This is a genomic window from Rhizobium sp. TAL182 (genome assembly GCF_002117725.1).
Taxonomy (GTDB): Bacteria; Pseudomonadota; Alphaproteobacteria; order Rhizobiales; family Rhizobiaceae; genus Rhizobium; species Rhizobium esperanzae.
Genome location: NZ_CP021024.1, coordinates 4252427 through 4275969, shown reverse-complemented (window position 1 = coordinate 4275969; position 23543 = coordinate 4252427). Strand labels below are relative to the sequence as shown.

24 protein-coding genes are annotated in these 23543 nt (G+C 61.1%); 15 read left to right on the top strand and 9 right to left on the bottom strand.

What is annotated here, in order from left to right:
* Positions 1 to 6 precede the first annotated feature (6 nt).
* The 4 genes from Tal182_RS21290 to Tal182_RS21275 all read right to left on the bottom strand — a co-directional run bounded on the left by Tal182_RS21290 (position 7) and on the right by Tal182_RS21275 (position 4943).
* Positions 7 to 564, bottom strand: a complete 558-nt coding sequence (locus Tal182_RS21290; RefSeq protein ID WP_085860655.1) for a GNAT family N-acetyltransferase — start codon at positions 562 to 564, stop codon at positions 7 to 9.
* 106 nt (positions 565 to 670) lie between these two features.
* Positions 671 to 1399 carry a Bax inhibitor-1/YccA family protein gene (locus Tal182_RS21285; RefSeq protein WP_085860654.1) on the bottom strand — a complete coding sequence of 243 codons (729 nt, stop codon included), beginning with the start codon at positions 1397 to 1399 and terminating at the stop codon, positions 671 to 673.
* A gap of 296 nt (positions 1400 to 1695) precedes the next feature.
* The gene (locus Tal182_RS21280) at positions 1696 to 4239 is read right to left on the bottom strand and encodes an ABC transporter permease (RefSeq protein ID WP_085860653.1); all 2544 of its coding nucleotides are present in this window, start codon (positions 4237 to 4239) and stop codon (positions 1696 to 1698) included.
* Entirely contained in the window at positions 4236 to 4943 is a 708-nt protein-coding gene (locus Tal182_RS21275; RefSeq protein WP_064805499.1) for an ABC transporter ATP-binding protein, read from the bottom strand. Before Tal182_RS21275 ends, Tal182_RS21280 begins: the two co-directional genes overlap by 4 nt.
* 72 nt (positions 4944 to 5015) lie before the next feature.
* Here Tal182_RS21275 and Tal182_RS21270 point away from each other — a divergent pair, with 72 nt between their 5' ends.
* Positions 5016 to 5660, top strand: a complete 645-nt coding sequence (locus tag Tal182_RS21270) for an arylesterase (RefSeq protein WP_085860652.1) — start codon at positions 5016 to 5018, stop codon at positions 5658 to 5660.
* 68 nt (positions 5661 to 5728) lie between these two features.
* The gene (gene thpR, locus Tal182_RS21265) at positions 5729 to 6322 is read left to right on the top strand and encodes an RNA 2',3'-cyclic phosphodiesterase (RefSeq protein WP_064805495.1); all 594 of its coding nucleotides are present in this window, start codon (positions 5729 to 5731) and stop codon (positions 6320 to 6322) included.
* On the opposite strand, the gene Tal182_RS21260 is transcribed toward thpR, so the two are convergent.
* Positions 6229 to 6729, bottom strand: a complete 501-nt coding sequence (locus tag Tal182_RS21260) for a low molecular weight protein-tyrosine-phosphatase (protein ID WP_085860651.1) — start codon at positions 6727 to 6729, stop codon at positions 6229 to 6231. The two genes, thpR and Tal182_RS21260, sit on opposite strands and share 94 nt — an antisense overlap.
* 33 nt (positions 6730 to 6762) lie before the next feature.
* On the opposite strand from Tal182_RS21260, the gene Tal182_RS21255 reads away from it, so the two are divergent.
* Both Tal182_RS21255 and Tal182_RS21250 read left to right on the top strand, forming a co-directional pair.
* Positions 6763 to 7068 carry a 4a-hydroxytetrahydrobiopterin dehydratase gene (locus tag Tal182_RS21255; protein WP_064805491.1) on the top strand — a complete coding sequence of 102 codons (306 nt, stop codon included), beginning with the start codon at positions 6763 to 6765 and terminating at the stop codon, positions 7066 to 7068.
* A 57-nt stretch (positions 7069 to 7125) separates the two neighbouring features.
* Complete coding sequence (locus Tal182_RS21250) at positions 7126 to 7518, top strand: YkvA family protein (protein ID WP_085860650.1); 393 nt, start codon at positions 7126 to 7128, stop codon at positions 7516 to 7518.
* A gap of 15 nt (positions 7519 to 7533) precedes the next feature.
* Here the strand turns inward: Tal182_RS21250 and Tal182_RS21245 are convergent, their stop codons facing one another.
* The gene (locus Tal182_RS21245) at positions 7534 to 8094 is read right to left on the bottom strand and encodes a sigma-70 family RNA polymerase sigma factor (protein ID WP_085860649.1); all 561 of its coding nucleotides are present in this window, start codon (positions 8092 to 8094) and stop codon (positions 7534 to 7536) included.
* Between the two features lie 336 nt (positions 8095 to 8430).
* Here Tal182_RS21245 and Tal182_RS21235 point away from each other — a divergent pair, with 336 nt between their 5' ends.
* From Tal182_RS21235 to Tal182_RS21215, 5 genes are all read left to right on the top strand, one after another.
* Positions 8431 to 8940 carry an invasion associated locus B family protein gene (locus tag Tal182_RS21235; protein WP_064805485.1) on the top strand — a complete coding sequence of 170 codons (510 nt, stop codon included), beginning with the start codon at positions 8431 to 8433 and terminating at the stop codon, positions 8938 to 8940.
* 246 nt (positions 8941 to 9186) lie between these two features.
* Positions 9187 to 10416: a 23S rRNA (adenine(2503)-C(2))-methyltransferase RlmN gene (gene rlmN, locus Tal182_RS21230; protein ID WP_085860648.1), complete on the top strand. Its 1230-nt coding sequence runs from the start codon at positions 9187 to 9189 to the stop codon at positions 10414 to 10416.
* 93 nt (positions 10417 to 10509) lie between these two features.
* Positions 10510 to 11463, top strand: coding sequence for an ABC transporter substrate-binding protein (locus tag Tal182_RS21225; protein WP_085860647.1), 954 nt, complete (start codon positions 10510 to 10512; stop codon positions 11461 to 11463).
* A 121-nt stretch (positions 11464 to 11584) separates the two neighbouring features.
* Positions 11585 to 12463 (top strand): ABC transporter permease, encoded by an 879-nt coding sequence (locus tag Tal182_RS21220; RefSeq protein WP_064805479.1) that lies wholly within the window; start codon positions 11585 to 11587, stop codon positions 12461 to 12463.
* The gene (locus tag Tal182_RS21215; protein WP_085860646.1) at positions 12460 to 13254 is read left to right on the top strand and encodes an ABC transporter ATP-binding protein; all 795 of its coding nucleotides are present in this window, start codon (positions 12460 to 12462) and stop codon (positions 13252 to 13254) included. Before Tal182_RS21220 ends, Tal182_RS21215 begins: the two co-directional genes overlap by 4 nt.
* 60 nt (positions 13255 to 13314) lie before the next feature.
* On the opposite strand, the gene Tal182_RS21210 is transcribed toward Tal182_RS21215, so the two are convergent.
* Together Tal182_RS21210 and Tal182_RS21205 are read right to left on the bottom strand one after the other, a co-directional pair.
* Positions 13315 to 13956 carry a LysE family translocator gene (locus Tal182_RS21210; RefSeq protein ID WP_085860645.1) on the bottom strand — a complete coding sequence of 214 codons (642 nt, stop codon included), beginning with the start codon at positions 13954 to 13956 and terminating at the stop codon, positions 13315 to 13317.
* 84 nt (positions 13957 to 14040) lie between these two features.
* Positions 14041 to 14892, bottom strand: a complete 852-nt coding sequence (locus Tal182_RS21205; RefSeq protein WP_085861017.1) for an SDR family NAD(P)-dependent oxidoreductase — start codon at positions 14890 to 14892, stop codon at positions 14041 to 14043.
* 176 nt (positions 14893 to 15068) lie between these two features.
* Here Tal182_RS21205 and Tal182_RS21200 point away from each other — a divergent pair, with 176 nt between their 5' ends.
* The 4 genes from Tal182_RS21200 to Tal182_RS21185 all read left to right on the top strand — a co-directional run bounded on the left by Tal182_RS21200 (position 15069) and on the right by Tal182_RS21185 (position 18567).
* Positions 15069 to 16292, top strand: a complete 1224-nt coding sequence (locus tag Tal182_RS21200) for an argininosuccinate synthase (RefSeq protein ID WP_085861016.1) — start codon at positions 15069 to 15071, stop codon at positions 16290 to 16292.
* A 271-nt stretch (positions 16293 to 16563) separates the two neighbouring features.
* Positions 16564 to 17166, top strand: coding sequence for a TetR/AcrR family transcriptional regulator (locus Tal182_RS21195; protein WP_085860644.1), 603 nt, complete (start codon positions 16564 to 16566; stop codon positions 17164 to 17166).
* A 44-nt stretch (positions 17167 to 17210) separates the two neighbouring features.
* Positions 17211 to 17669 (top strand): cupin domain-containing protein, encoded by a 459-nt coding sequence (locus tag Tal182_RS21190; protein ID WP_085861015.1) that lies wholly within the window; start codon positions 17211 to 17213, stop codon positions 17667 to 17669.
* Positions 17670 to 17925: 256 nt separating this feature from the next.
* Positions 17926 to 18567 carry a LysE family translocator gene (locus tag Tal182_RS21185; RefSeq protein WP_085860643.1) on the top strand — a complete coding sequence of 214 codons (642 nt, stop codon included), beginning with the start codon at positions 17926 to 17928 and terminating at the stop codon, positions 18565 to 18567.
* Positions 18568 to 18661: 94 nt separating this feature from the next.
* Here Tal182_RS21185 and Tal182_RS21180 read toward each other — a convergent pair whose 3' ends face one another.
* Entirely contained in the window at positions 18662 to 19093 is a 432-nt protein-coding gene (locus Tal182_RS21180; protein WP_064805470.1) for a hypothetical protein, read from the bottom strand.
* Between the two features lie 227 nt (positions 19094 to 19320).
* Between Tal182_RS21180 and Tal182_RS21175 the strand changes: the two genes are divergently transcribed.
* Positions 19321 to 21408: a M3 family metallopeptidase gene (locus Tal182_RS21175; RefSeq protein ID WP_085860642.1), complete on the top strand. Its 2088-nt coding sequence runs from the start codon at positions 19321 to 19323 to the stop codon at positions 21406 to 21408.
* 159 nt (positions 21409 to 21567) lie between these two features.
* On the top strand, positions 21568 to 23388 hold the full coding sequence (typA, locus tag Tal182_RS21170) for a translational GTPase TypA (protein ID WP_064811516.1): 1821 nt from the start codon (positions 21568 to 21570) through the stop codon (positions 23386 to 23388).
* The last annotated feature ends 155 nt before the right edge of the window (positions 23389 to 23543 follow it).

Here is a 23543-nt window from a genome sequence, read left to right as displayed (position 1 = left end):
TTCTCATCAGCCCGCAAACAACGAACCGGGATAGGTGGAGGGATCCGGATCGGTCGTCATGCCCTCGCCGAGGCTGCGCTGCATGAGCATCGTGTCCAGCCAGCGGCCGTGCTTGTAGCCGGTGCCCTTCATCAGTCCGACCTCCACAAAACCTGCCTTCAGATGAAGCGCAATCGAGGCCGGGCTCGCGCCGCCGATGACGGCTACCATCTGACGAAAGCCAAGCGCGGTGCAGCGGTCGATCAGCTCGACCATCAGTGCCTTGCCGATGCCACGGCCGCGGGCTTCGGGTGCCAGGTAGATCGAATTCTCCACCATCCAGCGATAGGCGGGGCGGGTGCGGAAGGCCGACGCATAAGCGTAGCCCAGGAGTTTCCCGACAGCATCGGTTGCGGCGACATAGGGATATTGCTGGCTGACGATCGCGGAAAAACGCTGGGCCATTTCGGCCTCGGAGGGCGGCGCAATCTCGTAGCTTGCAACGCCATTCAAGACCGAGTCACGATAGATCTCCGTAATGGCGGGGATGTCGGCTTGGGAGGCGTCGCGCAGGAGGAAGGACATCGGGCGGCAGGTCCATCGGAAGAGCAGGCTCCTCTAAAACCACCCCTGCGAAACCGGCGCAACAAAAAAGGCGGCCGAAGCCGCCTTTTCGATCTCAATGCGCCTGTTATCTGCGGTTGCCCATGAACTGCAGCAGGAACATGAAGAGGTTGAGGAAGTCGAGATAGAGCGTCAGTGCGCCCATGATCGCCTTGCGACCGGCGACAGCGACGTCATCGGCTTCGAAGTAGAGTTCCTTGATCCTCTGCGTGTCGTAGGCGGTGAGGCCTGCGAAGATCAGCACGCCGATCACCGAGATCGCGAACTGCAGCGCGGATGAAGCCAGGAAGATGTTGACGAGCGAGGCGATGATCAGGCCGAAGAGACCCATGATCAGGAACGAGCCCATCGCCGACAGGTCACGCTTCGCCGTATAGCCGTAAAGCGACAGCGCGCCGAAGGAGGCGGCGGTGACGAAGAAGGTCTGAACGACGCTCTGGCCCGTATAGACCAGGAAGATCGACGAGAGCGACAGCCCTACCAGGGCGGCGTAGATCCAGAAGGTGGTCTGGGCGGCGGACACGCTCATCTGATGAATGCGGAAGCTCAGGAAGAAGACGACCGCAAGGGGGGCAAGTATCACGACCCAGCGCAACGGCGACTGGAACAGAAGCGCGCCAAACTGGGTGAGCTGGCCGTCCTGGACCGCGAAGTTGAATCCGAGATATGCGGCCACGCCGGTGATCGCCAGGCCCAGCGCCATCAGGTTGTAGACCTTGAGCATATAGGCGCGCAGGCCTTGATCAATCATCTCGCCGGTCTGGACGCGGCTTTGATAGTTACGAAGATCAGCCATAGTTTCCTCTTACAAGCTCCGAAGGAGATACGGTGTCGGGGTTCTCGACCCGGGCGCCGCTGCGGAGCTCCAGCATGCCTGCAGACAATATGAGGCCTTCGCTCTTTGCAAACAAGGGGCTTGCAAAGGCGCGGCCGGTTAAATCGCCGTAAGGTGAAGGCTTTGGGGCGGCGCCAGAGCGGTTCAGCTTTTCAAGGAAACGCAGAACCGCTCTAACCTTTTGGATATATGGAATCCCGCAAAAGCGCTTCGCGCTTTGCCTGGGAAAACCGCTTCGCACTTTTCTGGAATTGCTCTCAAAGCTCGCGCAGCACAGGCGCGGCCTTCTGCCCGAGGATGCGCCAGGTGCCGACGAGGCCGATGCCGACGGTCAGAACGAGTGCCGTCACCAGCGTCAGTCCTGCCACATCAGGCAGGAAGGCAGAGGGCAGTCGCATGATGCGCGCGACGATGAACCAGGCGGCAATACCGCCGGCAAAGAGTGCGAAGATCGCGGTTGCCAGTCCGAGGATCAGATATTCGTAGCTGAAGGCACGAATCAGCATGGCGCGCGTGGCGCCGAGCGTCTTCAGCACCACCGCGTCGTGGGTGCGGGCCCTGTTGCCGGCGGCGAGCGCCCCGGCAAGAACAAGAATCGAGGCGATGAGCGCCACCGATGCGGCGGCTCGGATCGCGGTCGCAAGCTGGGCGACGAGCTGGTTGACGATATCGATCGCGTCCTTGACGCGCACGCTGGTGATCGTCGGATAGGTATTGGTGACGGATTTCAGAATTGCCGCATCTTCGGCCGGCGTCGAGGAGGGATCGGTCAGCGTCGCCAGCCAGGCATGCGGGGCGCCGCGGAAGGTGTTCGGCGAGAAGACCATGACGAAATTGATCGACAGCGATTCCCACTGAACACGGCGCAGATTGGCGATCTTGGCCGTGATATTGCGCCCCAGCACGTTGACGGTGACGCTATCGCCGATCTTCAGGCCGAGTTCATGCGCCTCTTCGGAGGAGAAGGAGACCAGCGGCTCGCCGTTGTAATCCTTGTCCCACCAGCTGCCTTCGGTGAGCGCGGCATTTTCCGGCAGCGTGTCGGCGTAGGTGATGCCGCGGTCGCCGTTCAGCACCCAGCGGCCGGCGGCCGGCACGTTCATCTTGGTGACGTCCTCGCCGTTGAAGGCGATGATCCGGCCGCGCAGCATCGGCACCTCCATCAGCTTGCCCTTCGGCGCCTGCGCCTGGACAAGATTGCGGAAGGTGTCGACCTCGGCACTCTGGATATCGACGAAGAAGAAGTTGGGTGCACCCTCGTTCATGCGGCCGGTCAGCTGCTGGCGCAGGTTGCCGTCGATCAAGGTCAGGGTCACCAGCAATGCCAGGCCGAGGCCGAGCGAGAGCACCACTGATGGCGTCAGCGCGCCCGGGCGGTGGATGTTGCCGATCGCGAGCCTCAGCGCCGGCGAGTGAACGCGCGGGCTGCGGCGCGCGAGCCAGGCAATCAACGCGGCGACGAGGCGCAGGACAACAAAGGCAAAGACGATTGCGCCGACGAAGACGACGGCGATGAAGCGATCATAGGCGGTGAGGATGGCAAGGCCGGCAAGGGCTGCCATGAAAAGGGCGGCAAGCAGGATATAGGGCCAGGACGGCAGACGGCGGGCCTCGAAGCCCTGCTCGCGGAAGAGTGCGGTCGCGGGCACTTCGCGGGCATGGCCGAGCGGCAAAATGGCGAAGGCGAGCGTCGTCAGGATGCCGAAGAGCGTCGCAAGCAGCAGCGCGCCGGGATAGAGGGTCGGCGCGGTTGAGACCGGCAGGAATTGCGCCAGGAACTGCGCCGCAAAGATCGGCGACAGGGCGCCGATGACGAGGCCGATCATGATTCCGCCAAGGGCGATGATGGCGATCTGAAAGAGATAGATCAGAACGACGACGGCGGCCGGAGCGCCGAGGCATTTGAAGGTGGCGATGGTGGTGCGCTTGGAATCGAGGAAAGCGCGTACGGCATTGGCGACACCGACGCCACCGACGATCAGCGCAGTCAGGCCGACCAGCGTCAGGAATTGCGAGAAACGGGTGATGTTCTCGGTGAGCGAGGGTGCTGCGCGGTCGCTGGTGCGGATCGACCAACCGGCGGAGGGAAACTCCTTGGAGGCGCGCGCCTGGATGCCCGAGATCGCGTGCTTGTCTTCCAATCGGATCTTGTAGGCGTGTTCGACCAGGCTTCCGGTCTGGATCAGCCCCGAGGCTTCGAGCGCCTGTCGGCTGACGAGCAGACGCGGCGCAAAACCGAAGCCTTCCGACAGCGCGTCCGGCTCGGTTTTGACAGTGCCGGTAATGCTGAGCTTGACATTGCCGAGCAGCAATTCGTCGCCGACCGCAAGGCCAAGCCGATCGAGAAGCAGCGGGGCGGCGACCGCGCCATAGGTGCCGCCTTGGTCGGAGAGCAGGGCTGTAAGCGGATAGTCCGGTTCGGCGACGAACCTGCCGTAGAGCGGATAGGCGTCGTCGATGGCCTTGACCTCGACCAGCGCCTGGTCGGAACCGTCGGGCTTGCGGGCCATCGAGCGCAGGCCCGTTGAAACCGAAACGGTTCCCAGTCCCTGAAGGAAGCTCATTTCCTGAGGTGTCGCCTGGCGATTGTTGAGTTCGAAGCGGACGTCGCCGGCCAGCAACTCCTGCCCCTGCGAGGCGATCGTGTCGGTGATCGACTGCGAAACGGAATTGACGGCGGCGATCGCACCGGTGCCGAGCGCGATGCAAGCCAAAAAGATGTAGAAGCCACGAACGCCGCCCCGCAGCTCGCGGAGCGCCAGGCGAAAAGCGAGCGCGACGCGTGGCGTGACCATGCTCATGCGATTGCCGCCTCGCTGCGGCGGGCGGCGCTGTCGCCCTCGATCCTGCCGGAACGGACGCGGATCTGGCGCGAGCAGCGGTTTGCCAGGGAGACGTCGTGGGTGACGAGAAGCAGGGTCATGCCGCGTTCGGCCTGCTTGGCGAAGAGAAGATCGGCGATCTGTCGGCCCGTTTCGGTATCGAGATTGCCTGTGGGCTCGTCGGCAATCAGCAAGGCGGGCGAGGGAGCGAGCGCTCTGGCAATCGCCACGCGCTGTTGCTCGCCGCCGGAAAGCTGGCCGGGATAGTGGTTCAGCCGTTCGCCGAGACCGACCGAACTCAGTTCGCGATGGGCGATTTCGAAGGCGTTGCTGATATTGGCGAGCTCCAGCGGCACCGCGACGTTTTCTAGCGCCGTCATGTTGGCGATCAGATGGAAGGACTGGAAGACGATGCCGATGTTGCGGCCGCGGAAATCGGCGACCTCATCCTCACTCAGGGCGTGGAGCGGCGTGTCATTGATATTGATTTCGCCACTGTCGAGCTTTTCCAGTCCGGCAAGCACCATCAGCAGAGTGGATTTGCCGGAGCCGGAAGGGCCGACGATGCCGACGGATTCGCCGGCGGCGATATCGAGATCGATGCCCTTCAGAACATGGACGGAGGCGGCCGCACTGCCAAGGGTGAGATCGGCGCCCTTCAACTCGATGATGGTTTTTGCCAACAGAAATCGCCCTATATTAATCTCTAACGCAATGGCCGCATAACGGCACCTCGCCAATCTAGGGAAGCCAGAATGAGATTTAAAGTTGCCGCGCTTCAATTCACCGTCATCGCGGTGTCGCTGATCTTTGCCGTGGGCGCAAATGCGCGGACGATCAACCTCGTCGGGCTCGGGGACAGCCTGATGGCGGGTTATCAGCTGCCGCCCGGCGAGGGCTTTCCGGAAAAGCTGCAGGCGGCGTTGAAGGCCAAGGGGCTCGACGTTTCCATTGCCAATGCCGGGGTCTCGGGCGACACCACGACAGGTGGGCTTGCCAGGGTCGACTGGTCCGTCCCCGACGGCACCGATGGCGTTATCCTCGAGCTTGGCGCCAATGATGCGCTGCGCGGTATTCCGCCGGAAGAAAGCGAGAAAAACCTCGACCAGATGATCGCCCGGCTCAAGGCGCGCGGCATAGCGGTGCTGCTTGTCGGCATGATGGCGCCGCCGAACATGGGAGCGGATTATGCGGCGCGCTTCAATCCGATTTATCGGAAACTTTCCGACAAATATGGAGTTCGACTTTACGCCTTCTTCCTCGACGGGGTTGCGCTCGATGCGGGGCTGAAGCTCGATGACGGCATGCATCCGAACGCGAGAGGTGTCGACGTCATGGTCGAGAAAATGGAAGCTGATGTCACAAATTTCATCGATACGATTTCTTCTGTGAAGAATTAGGGGCTTGCACGGCCATTGATTGCGTGATTCCGTGTAAGCACCTGCAAAAGATTCGGGGAGTGCTCGTTATGCCGAGACTGTTTACCGCCCTCGAAATTCCGCGCAATGCGGCAATGAGCCTTTCATTGCTGCGCGGTGGCCTCCCCGGAGCACGATGGATCGATGTGGAGAATTACCACATCACGCTGCGCTTCATCGGCGATGTCGACGGCCGTACGGCCGATGAAATCGTTGAACGCCTCGACCGGATCGATCGGCCGGAATTTCAGTTCCGGCTCGAAGGCATCGGGTCCTTCGGCTCGAAGAAGCCGCATTCGGTCTGGGCAGGCGTTTCTCACTCGCCTGAGATGTACGCCCTGCAGGGCGAGATCGAACGGATCTGTCAGCGCATCGGCCTGCCCCCGGATCCGCGCAAGTTCACGCCGCACGTGACGCTGGCCCGGCTGAAATCCTCGCGGCTCGACGATGTGGTGCAATACCTGAGTGGGCGCGGCAACTTCCACACCGCGACCTTCACGGCGCCGCGCTTCGTGCTGCTTTCATCGCGCGAATCGGTCGGCGGCGGGCCCTATCTCACCGAGGAAGTGTTCCCGCTGCACGAAGTACGTTCGGCGACCAGCGTTTCGAGCAGGCTGCTGCAGCCGGTCAAGAGCCTGGTATAGAGCAGCTCGAAACCTTCCGGACCGCCATAATAGGGGTCGGCAATGTCCTCCCCCGTTCCCAGCGCGATATCGCCGAACAGCTGGATATTCGCCTCGGGAGAGGCGATCCTGTTGAGTTCCGCCACGTTGTCGCGGTCCATGGCGACGATCAGATCGACACTGACGAAATCGATCGAACGGATGCGCCGGGCACGTTGCCCTGCTATGTCGATGCCATGGCGGCGGGCAACAGCGATCGAACGACGGTCGGGCGGTTCACCTTCATGCCAGCCGCCGGTGCCGGCGGAATCGATCGTGAAACGATCTGTCAGCCTCGCCTGGTTAACAAGGTGGGTAAAAATTCCCTCCGCGAGCGGAGAACGGCATATATTGCCCATGCAAACGAAAAGGATGCTGATGTGCTTCATCGGTAGCCTGCTGACGGATGAGAGGACCGTGGCATGAAACAGGAAAGACTGGAACGGGCAGCGGCCGAGGAACGACTGGCCGAGCTTTCAGGCTGGGCGCTCAATGATGCGGCCTCTTCGATCTCGAAATCGTTCAAGTTTTCAAATTTCATCGAGGCCTTCGGCTTCATGACACAGGCAGCGATTACGGCCGAGAAACTCAACCACCATCCCGAATGGTTCAACGTCTATTCCCGGGTGGATGTGACGCTGAACACGCATGATGCCGGCGGGCTGACGGAACTGGATTTCAAGCTCGCCCGGGCGATGGACAAGGCGGCAGCACGCGGTGCCGTTTGAAGATTGAAAGCCGAAACGCCGTCACCATATGTTCGCATGGACGAAAGGATGTCAGGGATGGACGAGGTCAAATTCGGGGAAATCCTGCTGCCGGGCGACGAGGACACCCAGAGCCGGCGGGAGAAAACCGTACGGCAGAAATTCTGGCCGACCTTCCGGCGGGCCGTGCGGCAAATTCCCTTCTCGCGCGACGTCGTCGCCGGTTTCTACTGTGCGCTCGATCCGCAGACGCCGACCAAGGTGCGTGGCGTGCTGCTTGCAGCGCTCGCCTATTTCGTCATGCCGGTCGACATGATCCCGGATATTTTCGCCGTCATCGGCTTTTCTGACGACATCGCCGTGCTTTCCGCCGCCTTCGCCATGGTGCGCGGTCATATCCGGCCGAGCCATTACGACGCGGCGGACCGCGTGCTTGCCGACCGGCCCGTGAACACGATGAAAACGATTTGAAGGCCACGGCGCGGTTCACCTGAGTTCCTGCTCCAGCATCTTGCGAAGCTTTCCAAACGCAAGCCGAATACGTGATTTCACCGTGCCGAGCGGCAGCCCGGTCGCTTCGGCGATCTCAGAATGCGATTGGCCGAGGAAGAAGGCGGCACGCAGCATGTCGCGCTGTTCTTCGGGCAGCTGTGCGACCGCGGCGCGCAGCTTGGCGTCGCGATCGCCACTGGCGATGATTTCATCGGCGCCGATCTCGGCCGATGGCAGCAGGGTCGGGTCGGTTTCGTCGAAAGGACGGGTGCCGGTGCGGCGCCGCAGATCGATGCGGCGGTTGCGGGCGATGCGAAAAAGCCAGGTCGACAGAGAAGATCGCGTCGCATCGTAGAGATAGGCCTTGTGCCAGAGCACGATCATGATCTCCTGCACCAGCTCTTCGGCCTCGCCTGATGTCATCTTCTGGCGCATCAGCCAGCTCTTCAGTCGCGGCGCGAAATAGTCGAACAGGATGGAAAAGGCCTGCTGGTCGCGATCATCTGCGACAGCCTTTGCGAGGGCAGCGAAACGCCGTTTTTCCCAGGCATCCATGTTATCTCACCAGCCCCCCGCGGCGAAAATTTCGTCCCGGATTTCCAAAGTCTTAATGAGGTACAGCGGATTTTTGAAAGGTCAAACTCTTGCCTGAATCTTTGTGTCTTAAGTTCAGCCGAACGGCCAGCCGGTGCCATCGGCGCACCGGCATCGCAGCCGATTTCGGCAAGGGGCAAAAGTGGTAGTCGAGCTGAAATGACACAGGCACATACAAATCGCAGCTATTGTTGACCATTTGGTAACCTGAATTAAGTCAAAATAAAGCAGATCGTGATTATGCGGCGCCCGCTATGATCGCTTCGGGCCTTGAATCGCAAGAACCGGCAGGAATCCATGTTTGTAAGAAGTATCGTATCCGCCCTCGCCCTCACCCTGACAATGGCCGGAGTGGCGGCAGCGCAGCAGGCCGCGCCGACCCGCATTCAGCAGTTCCAGGCTTGGGGCGCCTATTCCTATAAGTCGGGCAACAGCACTGTGTGCTACGTGCTATCCGTTCCAACGGCAAAGCAGCCGGCAAGCGTCGACCACGGCGACAATTTTTTCATCGTTTCGCAGCGTCCGGGCCAGAACATCTCCTACGAGCCGCAGGCGATGATGGGCTACACGGTGAAAGAAAATTCAAAGATCAACGTCGTCATCGACAACAAGACCTTCGTGATGTTCACCAAGGACAAGGCCGGCTGGGTCGAGAATGCTGCCCAGGAGCCGGCCCTTGTCGCGGCGATGAAGACCGGCCACTCGATGACCGTGAATGCCGTTTCGCGCAAAGGCACCGGCACGTCCTACAGCTATTCGCTCTCGGGCATCTCGGCAGCGCTGAAGCAGATCGAAAGCTGCAAGTAGGCGGGACTTCAGTCACAAAGTTTCAAGAGCCGGCCTTGTGCCGGCTCTTGCCATTTCCATCTATAGTGACGCGCGGGCAAAATGATGCTAAAGGCCGCGCAAACAGCGGACAGATCGCGATATCAGTCGCCGTCCGCCATCAATTTCTGCCAATGTGCCGTCATGCCTCCGCAAGTCTTCCGGATCAAATCCTGAAGTCCGCGGCTTGCGGAACGGTTACGTGTTTGAATTCGAGGTCAGAAGCCTATGTCCGTCATGGATGCGATCGTCGTCAACAAACCTCAGGCCGCGCGCCCCTCTTCCGGCGCCGAGAAGCTGTCGTTGATCGGGCTCTCCCGCGAGGAAATGGCGGCGGCGCTCCGGGAAAAAGGTGTACCCGAAAAGCAGATCAAGATGCGCGTCTCGCAGCTCTGGAACTGGATCTATGTGCGCGGCGTCTCCGATTTCGACCATATGACCAATGTGGCCAAGGACATGCGTGAGATGCTGAAGACGCATTTCACCATTGCGCGTCCGGAAATCGTCGAGGAGCAGGTCTCGAACGACGGCACGCGCAAATGGCTGCTGCGTTTTCCCGCGCGAGGCGCAGGCCGCCCGGTCGAGATCGAGGCCGTCTACATTCCGGAAGAGGGCCGCGGCACGCTCTGCATCTCAAGCCAGGTCGGCTGCACCCTGACCTGCTCCTTCTGTCACACCGGGACACAGCGGCTGGTGCGCAACCTGACGGCGGAGGAAATCCTGTCGCAGCTGCTGCTCGCTCGCGACCGGCTCGGCGATTTTCCGGATCGTGAAGCGCCACAAGGCACGATCATGCCTGCAGAGGGCCGCAAGGTCAGCAATATCGTCATGATGGGCATGGGCGAGCCGCTCTATAATTTCGACAGCGTCAAGCAGGCGCTGCTGATCGCCACGGATGGCGACGGCCTGTCGCTGTCCAAGCGACGCGTGACGCTTTCCACCTCCGGTGTCGTGCCGGAGATCTTCCGCACCGGCGAGGAGATCGGCGTCATGCTGGCGATCTCGCTGCATGCGGTGCGAGACGACCTGCGCGACATCCTCGTGCCGATCAACAAGAAGTACCCGCTGAAGGAGCTGATCGACGCCTGCAAGGCCTATCCGGGCCTTTCCAATGCGCGGCGCATCACCTTCGAATATGTGATGCTGAAGGATGTCAACGACAGCCTCGAAGACGCGAAAGGTTTGATCAAGCTCCTGAAGGGCGTGCCGGCGAAGATCAACCTCATTCCGTTCAATCCGTGGCCCGGCACCAATTATCAGTGTTCGGATTGGGAGCAGATCGAGAAATTCGCCGATTTCATCAATTCGGCCGGTTACGCCTCGCCGATCCGCACCCCGCGCGGCCGCGACATCCTTGCCGCCTGCGGCCAGCTGAAATCGGAATCCGAACGCATGCGCAAGACAGAGCGCCTGGCCTTCGAGGCAATGATGATCGCCAATCACGGCGCCGACGACTGATCAGCAAGTTTGATCCCCGCTGCAATTCTCCTGCATTGATTTAAGCATGCGCTTTTCCTAATAGTGCCGCCAAAATCATTCAGGAGGACATCCATGCGCCCGATTCTGCTCGCTCTTGCCGCCACTTTGGCGCTTTCCCTGCCCGCCAAGGCCGATGATGTGACCGTTGCCGTGACGGCAATCGTCGAGCATCCCGCGCTCGATGCCGCCCGCAAGGGCGTTCTCGACGTGCTGACGGCGGCCGGCTACAAGGAAGGCGAGAACCTGAAATTCGTGTTCGAATCGGCGCAGGGCAATCCGGCGACGGCGGCCCAGATTGCCCGTCAGTTCGCCGGTGATGAGCCCAATGTCATCGTGCCGATCTCCACGCCCTCGGCCCAGGCCGTCGTGTCGGCGACGCGCGATATTCCGGTCGTCTTCACGGCCGTATCCGATCCGCTCGGCGCCCAGCTCGTCAAGAACATGGATAAGCCCGGCGGCAATGTCACCGGCCTTTCCGACATGTCTCCCGTCGGCGAGCATCTGGCGCTGATCAAGGAAATCGTACCGAAGGCCAAAACAATTGGTTACCTTTACAATTCTGGTGAGGCGAATTCCGTTTCGCTGCTCGCAGTGTTGAAGGCCGAAGCCGAGAAGGCCGGCTTGACGGTCGTGGAATCGGCGGCCACCAAGTCCGCCGAGGTTCAGGGTGCGGCGCGCGCCCTCGTCGGTCGCGCCGATGCGATTTATGTTCCGACCGACAACACCATCATCTCCGCGCTCGAAGGTGCCGTCGCGGTTGCCGAAGAAAGCAAGCTGCCGCTCTTCACCGCCGATACGGATTCGGTATCGCGCGGTTCGATCGCCGCCCTCGGCTTCAACTATTACGATGTCGGCAAGCAGACGGGCGAGATCGTCGTTCGTGTGCTGAAGGGCGAGAACCCGGGCGATATCGCAGTCAAGACCGCTGCCGGCAGCGATCTGGTGGTCAACAAGGCTGCCGCGGCCAAGATGGGCGTCACCCTGCCCGAGAGCGTGCTTTCGCGCGCCAACAAAGTCATCGAGTAAGTGCTCATCTTTACATCAACCGTTCACATTCAGCCGCTCCCGTTTGCACGGGGGCGGCTGAAGTATTAAAAGGCTGCGGTTTCGCGACGGGCGGAACGGAAACAAAAAGGGGCTGAAAGCCTTGAGCCAAATCGCATTCTGGGGGGCCGTCGAGCTCGGCCTGGTCTATTCCTTCGTCGCCCTCGGCGTCTATCTCGCCTTCCGCGTCCTCGATTTTCCCGACCTGACGGTGGACGGTTCCTTTCCGCTCGGCGCCGCAGTGACAGCCGTTCTGATCATTGCCGGCGTCAATGCCTGGCTTGCGGCTTTGATCGCGATGGCGGCAGGGGCGGGCGCGGGCATGGTGACGGCGCTGCTCAATGTGCGCTTCAAGATCCTCAACCTGCTTGCCTCGATCCTGACGATGATCGCGCTGTTTTCCGTCAATCTTCGAGTGATGGGCAAACCCAATGTCGCACTCATCAATGCCGATACGATGATCAGCCCGTTCTTCGGTCATGGCCTGCGTGATTTCTACGTGCGGCCGCTCTTCGTCGGCGTTCTCGTCGTCGTCGCGCTGATTCTGGTCTGGCGTTTTCTGGAAAGCGATGCCGGGCTTGCGATGCGCGCGACCGGCGCCAATGCGCGCATGGCCCGCGCCCAGGGCGTCGACACCAGCCGGCAGATCTATCTCGGCATGGCGATTTCGAACGCGCTGGTGGCCTTCGGTGGCGCCTTGTTTGCCCAGACCAACGGCTTTGCCGACGTCACTTCGGGCGTCGGCACGATCGTCGTCGGTCTTGCCGCCGTCATCATCGGCGAGACGCTGCTCGGACGCCGGGGTCTGCTAATCGCGCTCGTCGGCTGCGTGCTCGGCTCGATCCTCTACCGCATCGCCATCCAGCTGGCGCTGTCGAGCGACGTTATCGGCCTGCAGGCCTCCGACCTCAATTTCGTGACGGCAGTGCTGGTGACCTTCGCACTCATTCTTCCCCGTCTTCGCCGAGGTGCCGCATCGTGATCAGCGTCAGGGATATCAAGGTCGTCTTCGGACGCGGCACGCCGCTGCAGAAGCAGGCGCTGAACGGCGTCAGTCTGACCATCGAACAAGGCTCCTTCGTCACCGTCATCGGCTCCAATGGCGCCGGCAAATCGACGCTGCTCGGCGTGCTCGCCGGCGATGTCATCCCGAGCGAAGGACAGGTTCTGATCGGCAAGAGCGATGTGACGCGCAAATCGACGGCGGCGCGCGCCGGCCTGGTGGCGCGCGTCTTCCAGGATCCGCTGACGGGCAGCTGCGGCTCGTTGTCGATCGAAGAGAATCTTGCTCTGGCCGCCCGGCGCGGTGAAAAGCGCGGCCTTGTGCCCGCGCTCGGCGGCAAGCGCCGCGACTATTTCAAGGAGCGGATCGCCGAGCTCAATCTCGGGCTGGAAAACCGGCTGAAGGATCGCATGGATCTGCTTTCGGGCGGGCAGCGGCAGGCCGTGTCGCTCGTCATGGCCACTCTTGCCGGCTCGGAAGTGCTGCTGCTCGACGAACATACGGCAGCGCTCGATCCCGGCATGGCCGAGTTCGTGATGAACCTCACGCAGAAGATCGTTGCCGAGCGCAAGCTGACGACGATGATGGTCACACATTCCATGCGCCAAGCGCTGGATTACGGCCACCGCACGATCATGCTGCATGGCGGCGAGATCGTTCTCGACGTGGCGGGTGACAGCAGGAAGGACCTGCAGGTCGAAGATCTGATCGCCATGTTCCGCAAGATGCGCGGCCAGACGCTCGATGACGATGCTTTGCTGATTGGCTGAACCAACAACGTGCCGATCGGATAAACCGACAGCGTGCTGATCGGCTGAGCCGACCGCGACCTATCGAGCCTGGGTGAGCAGGATTTTGGCGGCGAAGATCGAGAAGACGCTGGCGAAGGTGTAATCCATGCCGCGCAGAACCTTCTTGTTGTTCTGCAGCCAGGATGCCAGCCAATCGGCGGCAAGGACGACGGCGGCATTGACGGGCATACCGATCAGGATGAAGCAAAAGCCGAGAAACAGCAGTTTCTGCGTGACGGCGGGATCGCCGGCGCTGACGAATTGCGGCAGGAAGGTCATGAAGAAGATGATGACCTTGGGATTCAGGAGATTGACCCAGAAGCCGGATGAGATGTTGGCAAGCGCGGTGCCCTTCTGCGTCTCGATCTTGGCGACGATGAGCTTCGAGCCGAAGCGGATGGCCTGCACTGCGAGCCAGAACAGATAGGCCGCGCCGCCGGTCTTCAGGATCAGAAAAGCCGTCGGTGAGGCGGTGATCAGCGCCGAGATGCCGAAGGCGACCAGCATGGTGTGGACGACGATGCCGAGGCTGGTGCCGACGACGACGAAGAGGGCAGACTTCTTGCCTTGGGCCAGCGCGCGGCTGATCGACAACGTCATGTCAGGGCCGGGCGTCGCGGCAAGGAGGAGCGTCGCGGCGGCAAAGGCCAGAAGTGTTGGAAGGCTGGGCACGAAATCCATGGCACTCTCTGCAAGCCGGATAAACCTGACGATCTCTAAACCGGCTTTCAGAAAATTACCAGTCAAACCTCCTGATGTCGCCGATCACTTCTGCGCCAGGAAGGCCTTGAACTTGTCGGCATAATCCTTGTGCCAGCGCGACAGCGGCGGGCGGTTCTCGATGATGTCGCCGGCGGCCCAGGCCATGCGGCGTTCATCGACCGGGCGGGGTACGTCATTGTCCGGGCAGAGGATATAGAAATCGCCGCGTTCCAGGCTTTCGACCATGAAGTCGACCGTCTGTTCCGGTGTCCAGGCGCCGGCCGGCTTTTCCGCGCGGTCGCCCTTGGTGAGACCGGTGAAGACGAAGCCGGGGATCAGCAGATGCGCGGAGATCTTCGCGTCTTTGGTGTTGCGAAGCTCATGCTCGAGCGCTTCGGTAAAGACTTTCACGCCAGCCTTGGAGATGTTGTAGGCGGGGTTGCCCGGCGGCGTGGTGATGCCCTGCTTCGAGCCGGTATTGATGATCAGGCCAGGCTCGCCGTGGGACAGCATTTTCGGCCCGAAGACGCGCGTGCCGTTGACGACGCCCATCAGGTTGACGGCGAAGATATGATCCCAATTCGCCTGCGCACTGAAGATCGAAGTCTCCGGACCGATCCCGGCATTGTTCATCAGCACATGCACACGGCCGAAACGCTGGAGCACGGCGCGTTCGAGCGCCTCCAAGGAGTCCCTACTGGCGACGTCGGTCTCGACCGCCATGACATCTTCTTCGCCGGCAATGGCCTTGAGTTCGTCGGCGGCAGCGGCCAGCCGATCGCCGCCGAGATCGGCGATGACGACACTCATGCCGCGTCCGGCGAAATATTTCGCCGCCGCAAGGCCGATGCCGGAGGCACCGCCGGTGACGACGGCAACATTGGATTTTTTGAAAATGTCTTGAATATTCGTCACGGGGAGCCCCTCCTCGATCATTGCTAGGCTGTTGGCGAATATGGGCTCCGCTTTTGCACTGTCAAACGCTATCGGCGCCGGCGGTGTCGCACTTGCCCTTGCGTCACGCGCCAATCTCGCTAAAAGTGCCGCGACACCGGGTTTTCGCCGGCCTTTATGCAACGGACCTCATCATCATGGCATCATACAAAGACGTGAAGAAAGTCGTGCTCGCTTATTCCGGCGGCCTCGACACCTCGATCATCCTGAAGTGGCTGCAGACGGAACTCGGCGCCGAAGTCGTCACCTTCACCGCCGATCTCGGCCAGGGCGAGGAGCTGGAGCCGGCGCGCAAAAAGGCCGAAATGCTGGGCATCAAGGAGATCTATATCGAGGACGTCCGCGAGGAATTCGTGCGCGACTTCGTCTTTCCGATGTTCCGCGCCAATGCCGTCTACGAGGGCGTCTACCTGCTGGGCACCTCGATCGCCCGTCCGCTGATCTCAAAGCATCTGATCGATATCGCCCGCAAGACCGGCGCCGATGCGATCGCCCACGGCGCGACCGGCAAGGGCAACGACCAAGTTCGCTTCGAGCTCTCCGCCTATGCCCTGAACCCCGACATCAAGATCATCGCGCCGTGGCGCGATTGGGCGTTCAAGAGCCGCACCGAGCTGTTGGCCTTTGCTGAACAGCATCAGATCCCGGTCGCCAAGGACAAGAAGGGTGAGGCTCCGTTCTCCGTCGACGCCAACCTTCTGCATTCCTCTTCCGAGGGCAAGGTTCTCGAGGACCCTGCCCAGGAGGCGCCGGAATATGTGCATATGCGCACGATCTCCCCGGAAGCAGCGCCCGACAAGGCGACGACAATCAAGGTCGGCTTCCGCAAGGGCGATGCCGTGTCGATCAACGGCGTCGAGATGTCGCCGGCGACGCTGCTCGCGACGCTCAACACCTACGGCCGCGACAACGGCATCGGCCGTCTCGATCTCGTCGAGAACCGCTTCGTCGGCATGAAGTCGCGTGGCGTTTACGAGACGCCCGGCGGCACGATCCTGCTCTCGGCGCATCGCGCCATTGAATCGGTCACGCTCGACCGAGGTGCCGCCCATCTTAAGGATGAGATCATGCCGCGTTACGCCGAGCTGATCTATTACGGCTTCTGGTTCTCGCCGGAGCGCGAGATGCTGCAGGCGCTGATCGACAAGAGCCAGGAGCATGTCGAAGGCGAAGTGACGCTGAAGCTCTACAAGGGCAACGTCATGGTCATCGGCCGCGAAAGCGAAAAGTCGCTCTATTCCGACAAGCTCGTCACTTTCGAGGACGACCAGGGCGCCTACGATCAGAAGGACGCGGCCGGCTTCATCAAACTCAACGCGCTGCGCCTGCGCACGCTCGGTAAGCGCAACCTCGCGAAGTAGTCGCGGAATTCGTCTTCGGACGGACATCAGCCCGCCGGCATTGCCGCGCGGGCTTTTTTTATGGAATGCGTGGCAAGCGCGCCGATCTCTCTCGGGGCATTCAAGATGACCGGATTGCGCCAACAACGGTCATCAATCGTCGCTGTTCGCGCGCCATCGCCTGCGTCTGGGTCTTGCCGATACCCCTCTCCGCGAAGGGTCAACAACCCCAGTTGACATGATCGTAAAATGGTGTCACTACAAGAGACATTAATACATCATGAGAGACATAATGTCCCAACAGTCGCCCACACGAAAGTACAGCTCTCCCTTGCGGGAGTCGCAGGCCCAGGAAACACGGGAGCGCATCCTGCGCGCCACCTCAGACCTTCTCAACGGCAATGCGTTCGCGGACATTTCCATGGACGATGTCGCGCGGTCTGCCGGGGTGGAGAGGCGAACCGTGTTCCGACATTTCGCAACGAAGGAAGCGCTGTTCGACGCGTTCTGGGTCCACATTAACCAAAGCATGAATGCGGCGACCCTTCCGACGACCCTGGAGGAGCTTCTTCGCTCGCCCCTCGACGCCTTTCCGCAGTTCGACAAGAACGAAGGTATCATTCGCGCCAGCCTTCATACGCCAACGGGTCACGCCATGCGGATGCGGACGGTCAAGGCACGGCGCACCGCGTTCCGAACGTGCCTTGAAGAGGCCAATCTGGATGTAAATTCCAAGAGCGCCCGCAAGGTCGAGGCGCTCTTCCACCTTCTCTACAGCGCCAGCGCCTGGGAAACGCTTAAGGACTACGGCGGATTGACGGGGAAGGACGCGGGACAGGTCGCGTCCTGGGCGATGCAGGCGCTGTTGAAGGCGGCCGAGACCGACGAGAACTAATCACACACATGCCGGCGAGGGCCGGCTTAACGATGGAGACGATGATGGATCAAGCATTCAAGACACGAGACACTGCGGACGCCCTTTGGGTCATTCGCGACAAGGTGCAGTTCATGGGCGAAGTGCCGGAGAAGGGCTTGTCGATCCTGGAGGTGACCGTGCCCCCCGGTTCCGGTACGCCGCCGCACAAGCACGAATCCGTGGAGATATTCCGGGTCCTGAGCGGCGAGATTACCTTCACGGTGTTCGACAGCGTACCTCCCTCGCAAATGGTCGCGCGGCCCGGCGACGTTCTCACCCTGCGCTCCTTCCAGCCGCACAATTATGCCAATACCGGAAGCCTCCCCGCGCAGATGATCGCCGTCGTGGAAAACTCGATGAGCCACTTCTTCCGCGACGTCGGCCAGAGCGAAGTTCCGCCAGATGGCCCTCCTTCGGCCGAGGAAATCGGCGCGGTATTGGCGGCGTGCCAGAGGCATGGAATTGAGGTCCTAGGCAGCTGATGGTGGCCGGGTGACGGCGACATCCGTCGCCCTCCCAACCGACCACGACCCGTTGCGGAAGCGCCCTGGACGCGGCGGCAGGCTCGAGCCCGGCCGACGCCAACCGGAAGGTGATGACGATATGCAGATTGCGATTGGAGCGGTTCAGCTTTTTACGGACGCGCAGAACGGCTCCGACCTTTTCATGGCCGTGCCATCGCCTTGACGGATGCCTGCCATCGCTTAGTCTGCTCCGGTCATTCTTCGGAGCATTTTCATGACGCAGTCCCTGCTTTTCGGCGCTTTCCTGGCGGCGTTGTTCTACGTGCTCATACCAGGCCCCGCCTTTCTGCAACTGCTCGGCATCGGCGCCGGGCAGGGGCGCAAGGCCGGCGCCTTGTTCATGATGGGGCATCTGGTCGGAGATCTCATCTGGTCGTCGCTGGCGCTGATTGCGATCGTCGGCGCCAAGACAATCGGGACCTTCGTCTTCGATCTGCTCGGGCTCGCCTGCGGCTTCTACCTCGCCTGGATCGGCTGGGGCGCCATCAATGCCAAGCCGAAAGCGGATGGGCAGGCGCTTGTCGTGATCGAGCGGCCGTTCCGGCGTGGCCTGATTTTCGGGGTCACCAATCCGAAGGGATACCCGGTGGCGCTTGCCACCTTCACGGCGCTGGTCGCGGGCTCGGCCGGTGCACTCGATTTCGAGGCGCTGCCGGTGCTTCTCGTTGTGTCCTTTCTGGGGTTCGTGACCGCCGACATCATCCTGATCGGCGTCATCGGCGCGGGTGCGGTGCGGCGCTTCTATCGCGCACATGAGCGGCTGATCGTGCGCTCGTCCGGCGTGCTGTTCATGGGCTTTGCCGCACAGGCGCTATGGCACGCAACGCCAGGCCTCATCGGTTGGCGCAAGGCCTGACTTAGAACCGGATGTATCATCCTGTTCTAAACTGGATAATGAGAGCATGATGTCGTCCGAAAAATCGCTCAGACTTTTCGGCATCATGCTTTGATCAGCCATCCAGAAAGTTGACGATTGATTTCAGCGTCTGAACCTCATGAGGATCGCCGATCGACATGGCGACCTGCAGTTGGTTTTTATAATAATCGAGGAAATTGAAACTCGTGCCGTCGGTGACGCTGGAGAGATCGATGATATTGCCCAGCGGATCGATCGCATGCATCGGCAACGGTTCGGAGATCGCGGCGTAAGTGTGCTGATCGATCAGACCGCTATCGAAGCTTTGGCGGGCGTAGTTGCGCAGTTCGCCAGGGCTGACGGCGGTGAAATCCGGCCCCTCGTCGAGATTATCTTCGATGTGAAACGAAACCGGGGCCGGAGCCTTGGTCTCGATTTGAATATCGGCAGTCTTCGAATTTCTTGCGTTATTAGGGTTGTTTTTAAATAGCAAACTCTGAGAAGACCGCAGGGAAAAAATTTCCATGGCGCATGTCCCCTGGCAGGAAGATCACCGGGAAACTAGCGCCTGTGCCTGATTCGCGTCAATCGTTAACAAACGGTTAATTTTCAACTGTCAAATCTTGTCCACCGGCATTGGTTGATGTGCGTCAGATCGCCGAACGAGGCAAAAGGCCCCTTGCCACGACATACCAATTCCGTGATGGCTCTCCTATATTGACCATCCGTTCGCATACCGAAAGGAATTCTCCGATGGCTTCTCCCCATGATTTCAATCCGGCGCTCGTCAACTGGGACGCTCTCCACGGCCTGCCGCGGTTCGATGCCATCGATGACGGCGATTTTTCCGCCGCTTTCGACGCCGCACTCGCCGCGCATGAACAGGAGATCGACGAGATTGCCGGAAACAGCGATGCGCCGACCTTCGACAATACTGTGGTGGCGCTGGAGATTGCCGGCGATGCGCTCTCGCGCGTTTCGGCGCTGTTCTGGAACAAGGCGGGCGCACATACCAACGAGGTCATCCAGGCGCTGGAGCGGGAGATTTCGCCGAAGATGTCACGGCACTATTCAAAGATCGGGATGAACGCCGCGCTCTTTGCCCGCATCGACACGCTTTGGGAGAACCGTGAGAACCTCGGCCTGACGCTGGAGCAGACGCGGGTGCTGGAGCGGCATTGGAAGGGTTTTGTCAAATCCGGCGCCAAGCTCGAAAAACCCGAGCAGGAGAAACTTGCGGCGATCAATGAAAAACTCGCGGGCCTCGGAACACAGTTCGGTCAGAACGTGCTGGCCGATGAGAAGGCCTGGGCGCTCATTCTTTCCGAGGGCGCGGAACTCGACGGGCTGCCGGAATTCCTGCGCGACGCGATGGCGGCGGCGGCGCGCGAACGCGGTGAGGAGAGCAAATATGCGGTGACGCTGTCGCGCTCGATCATCGAGCCGTTCCTGACCTTTTCGGAGCGCCGGGATCTGCGCGAACAGGCTTTCAATGCGTGGGTGGCGCGCGGGGCAAACGGCGGGGAAACCGACAACCGCGCCGTCATCAAGGAAACGCTGGCGCTGCGCCATCAGGTGGCCAAGCTGCTCGGCTACGGCAATTTCGCCGAGCTGAAACTCGACAACACGATGGCGAAGACGGCAGATGCGGTGAACGGCCTGTTGAAAGCCGTCTGGGCGCGGGCGGTGAAACGCGCCGGCGAGGAAGAGGTCGACATCGCGACGCTGATCGCCGAGGAGGGCCGGAATCATGAGGTGATGCCCTGGGACTGGCGCCACTACGCCGAAAAGATCCGAGCCCGGAAGTTCGATTTTTCCGAGGCCGAGCTCAAGCCTTATCTGCAGCTCGAAAAAATCATCGACGCCTGCTTCGACGTGGCGGGCCGGCTGTTCGGCATCCGCGCGGTCGAGAAGAAGGGTGTCGCGGCCTATCACCCCGACGTCAGGGTGTTCGAAATCAGGGATCGGGACGACAGGCTGGTCGCCCTCTTCCTCGGCGACTATTTCGCCCGGAGCTCGAAACGCTCAGGCGCCTGGATGAGCTCGCTGCAATCGCAGCACAAGCTGCAACTGAAGAACGGCCGCCGCGGCGAGTTGCCGATCATCTACAATGTCTGCAATTTCGCCAAACCTGCCGAAGGCAAGCCGGCGCTGCTGTCGCTCGACGACGCCCGCACGCTGTTCCATGAATTCGGCCATGCGCTGCACGGCATGCTTTCAAACGTCACCTATCCCTCGGTCTCCGGCACCGGCGTCTCGCGCGATTTCGTCGAGCTGCCCTCGCAGCTGTACGAGCATTGGCTGACGGTCCCCGCCATCCTCAAGGAATATGCCGTGCATTTCGAGACGGGCGAGCCGATGCCGCAGGTGCTGCTCGACAAGGTGCTGGCGGCCCGCACCTTCAATGCCGGCTTCAATACGGTCGAGTTCACCTCGTCGGCGCTTGTCGACATGGCGTTTCATACGCGACAGGCCGTCGACGACCCGATGGCGGTGCAGGCGGAGGTGCTGGCCGAGATCGGCATGCCGAAATCGATCGTCATGCGCCACGCCACACCGCACTTCCAGCACGTCTTCTCCGGCGGCTATTCGGCCGGCTATTATTCCTACATGTGGTCCGAGGTGCTTGACGCCGATGCCTTTGCCGCCTTCGAGGAGACGGGCGACGCCTTCAACGGCGAGATGGCGAAAAAGCTCAAGGAAAATATCTATTCCACCGGCGGCTCGGTCGATCCGGAGGATGCCTATAAGGGCTTCCGCGGCAAGCTGCCGAGGCCGGATGCGATGCTCGTCAAGAAGGGACTTGCGACCTTCGAGGAATTGACAGGCAGCGACGCTTAAGACAGTTTGATGACATCAAGCAAAGCGGCATGGTGAAAGCCATGCCGCAGCTTTCGCGCGCGACCCCCTTTCGCAATCGCGAAAAAAACGGTAAGAGCGCGCCAAACGTAAATGGCGCGTCCACTTGGCGTAGCGCCCCAGCCTCAGAGATTATGACATATGGCACTTCGCAACATCGCGATCATCGCGCACGTTGACCATGGCAAGACCACTCTCGTTGACGAGCTCCTGAAACAGTCCGGCTCGTTCCGCGAGAACCAGCGCGTCATGGAACGCGTGATGGACTCCAACGACATCGAAAAAGAGCGCGGCATCACCATTCTCGCCAAGGCGACCTCGATCGAGTGGAAGGATACCCGCATCAACATCGTCGACACGCCCGGCCACGCCGACTTCGGCGGTGAAGTCGAGCGTATCCTGTCGATGGTGGACGGCGCGATTGTTCTCGTGGACGCCGCCGAAGGCCCGATGCCGCAGACCAAGTTCGTCGTCGGCAAGGCCCTCAAGGTCGGCCTGCGCCCGATCGTCGCCATCAACAAGATCGACCGTCCCGACGCCCGCGCCGACGAAGTGGTCAACGAAGTGTTCGACCTTTTCGCCGCGCTCGATGCGACCGACGAGCAGCTCGACTTCCCGATCCTCTACGGTTCCGGCCGCGCCGGCTGGATGAACTACGATCCGGCAGGCCCGACCGACGAAGGCCTGGCGCCGCTGCTCGACCTCGTCGTCAAGCACGTGCCCGAGCCGAAGGTCGAGGAAGGTCCGTTCCGCATGATCGGCACGATCCTCGAGGCCAACAACTTCCTCGGCCGCATCATCACCGGCCGTATCGCTTCCGGTTCGATCAAGCCGAACCAGGCCGTCAAGGTTCTCGGCCAGGACGGCAAGCTGATCGAACAGGGCCGCATTTCCAAGATCCTCGCCTTCCGCGGCATCGAGCGCCAGCCGATCGAAGAGGCGCATGCGGGCGACATCGTCGCGATCGCCGGCCTCTCCAAGGGCACCGTCGCCGATACATTCTGTGATCCGTCGGTCACGGAAGCCCTGAAGGCGCAGCCGATCGACCCGCCGACGGTCACCATGTCCTTCATCGTCAACGACTCGCCGCTGGCCGGCACTGAAGGCGACAAGGTCACCAGCCGCGTCATCCGCGATCGCCTGTTCAAGGAGGCCGAAGGCAACGTTGCGCTCAAGATCGAAGAAAGCGCCGACAAGGATAGTTTCTTTGTCTCCGGCCGTGGCGAACTTCAGCTCGCCGTTCTGATCGAAAACATGCGCCGCGAAGGCTTTGAGCTTGCCGTTTCGCGTCCGCGCGTCGTCATGCACAAGGATGAGAGCGGCCAGCTGCTTGAGCCGATCGAAGAAGTTCTCATCGACGTCGACGAAGAGCATTCCGGTGTCGTCGTTCAGAAGATGTCGGAACGCAAGGCCGAAATGGTCGAGCTTCGTCCGTCGGGCGGCAATCGCGTCCGTCTGGTGTTCTATGCGCCCACTCGCGGCCTGATCGGCTACCAGTCGGAACTGCTGACGGATACGCGCGGCACGGCGATCATGAACCGCCTGTTCCACAGCTACCAGCCCTACAAGGGTGAGATCGGCGGCCGCGTCAACGGCGTGCTGCTCGCCAACGAAGCCGGTGAAGCCGTGGCCTACGCCCTGTTCAACCTGGAAGACCGCGGCCCGATGATCATCGACGCCGGCGAAAAGGTCTATATGGGCATGATCATCGGCATCCATACGCGCGATAACGACCTTGAGGTTAACGTGCTGAAGGGCAAGAAGCTGACCAACATCCGCGCCGCCGGCAAGGACGAAGCCGTCAAGCTGACCCCGCCGATCCGTATGACCCTGGAGCGCGCGCTCTCCTGGATCCAGGAAGACGAACTGGTCGAGGTCACGCCGAAGTCCATTCGCCTGCGCAAGATGTATCTCGACGCCAACGACCGCAAGCGGTTCGAAAAGACCAAGGCGGCCCTCTAAGAGCTCAGTCGTTACCGCTTTCAAACCCCGGCCTTCGAGCCGGGGTTTTTTATTGTGCGCTGCGCTGATTCCGACTTGTGACAATCGTTAAAAAAGCGTTAAATTTTGTCCGTCGTCCACATATCAAGTCTGTGGGCAATCGATCACGATGCGCT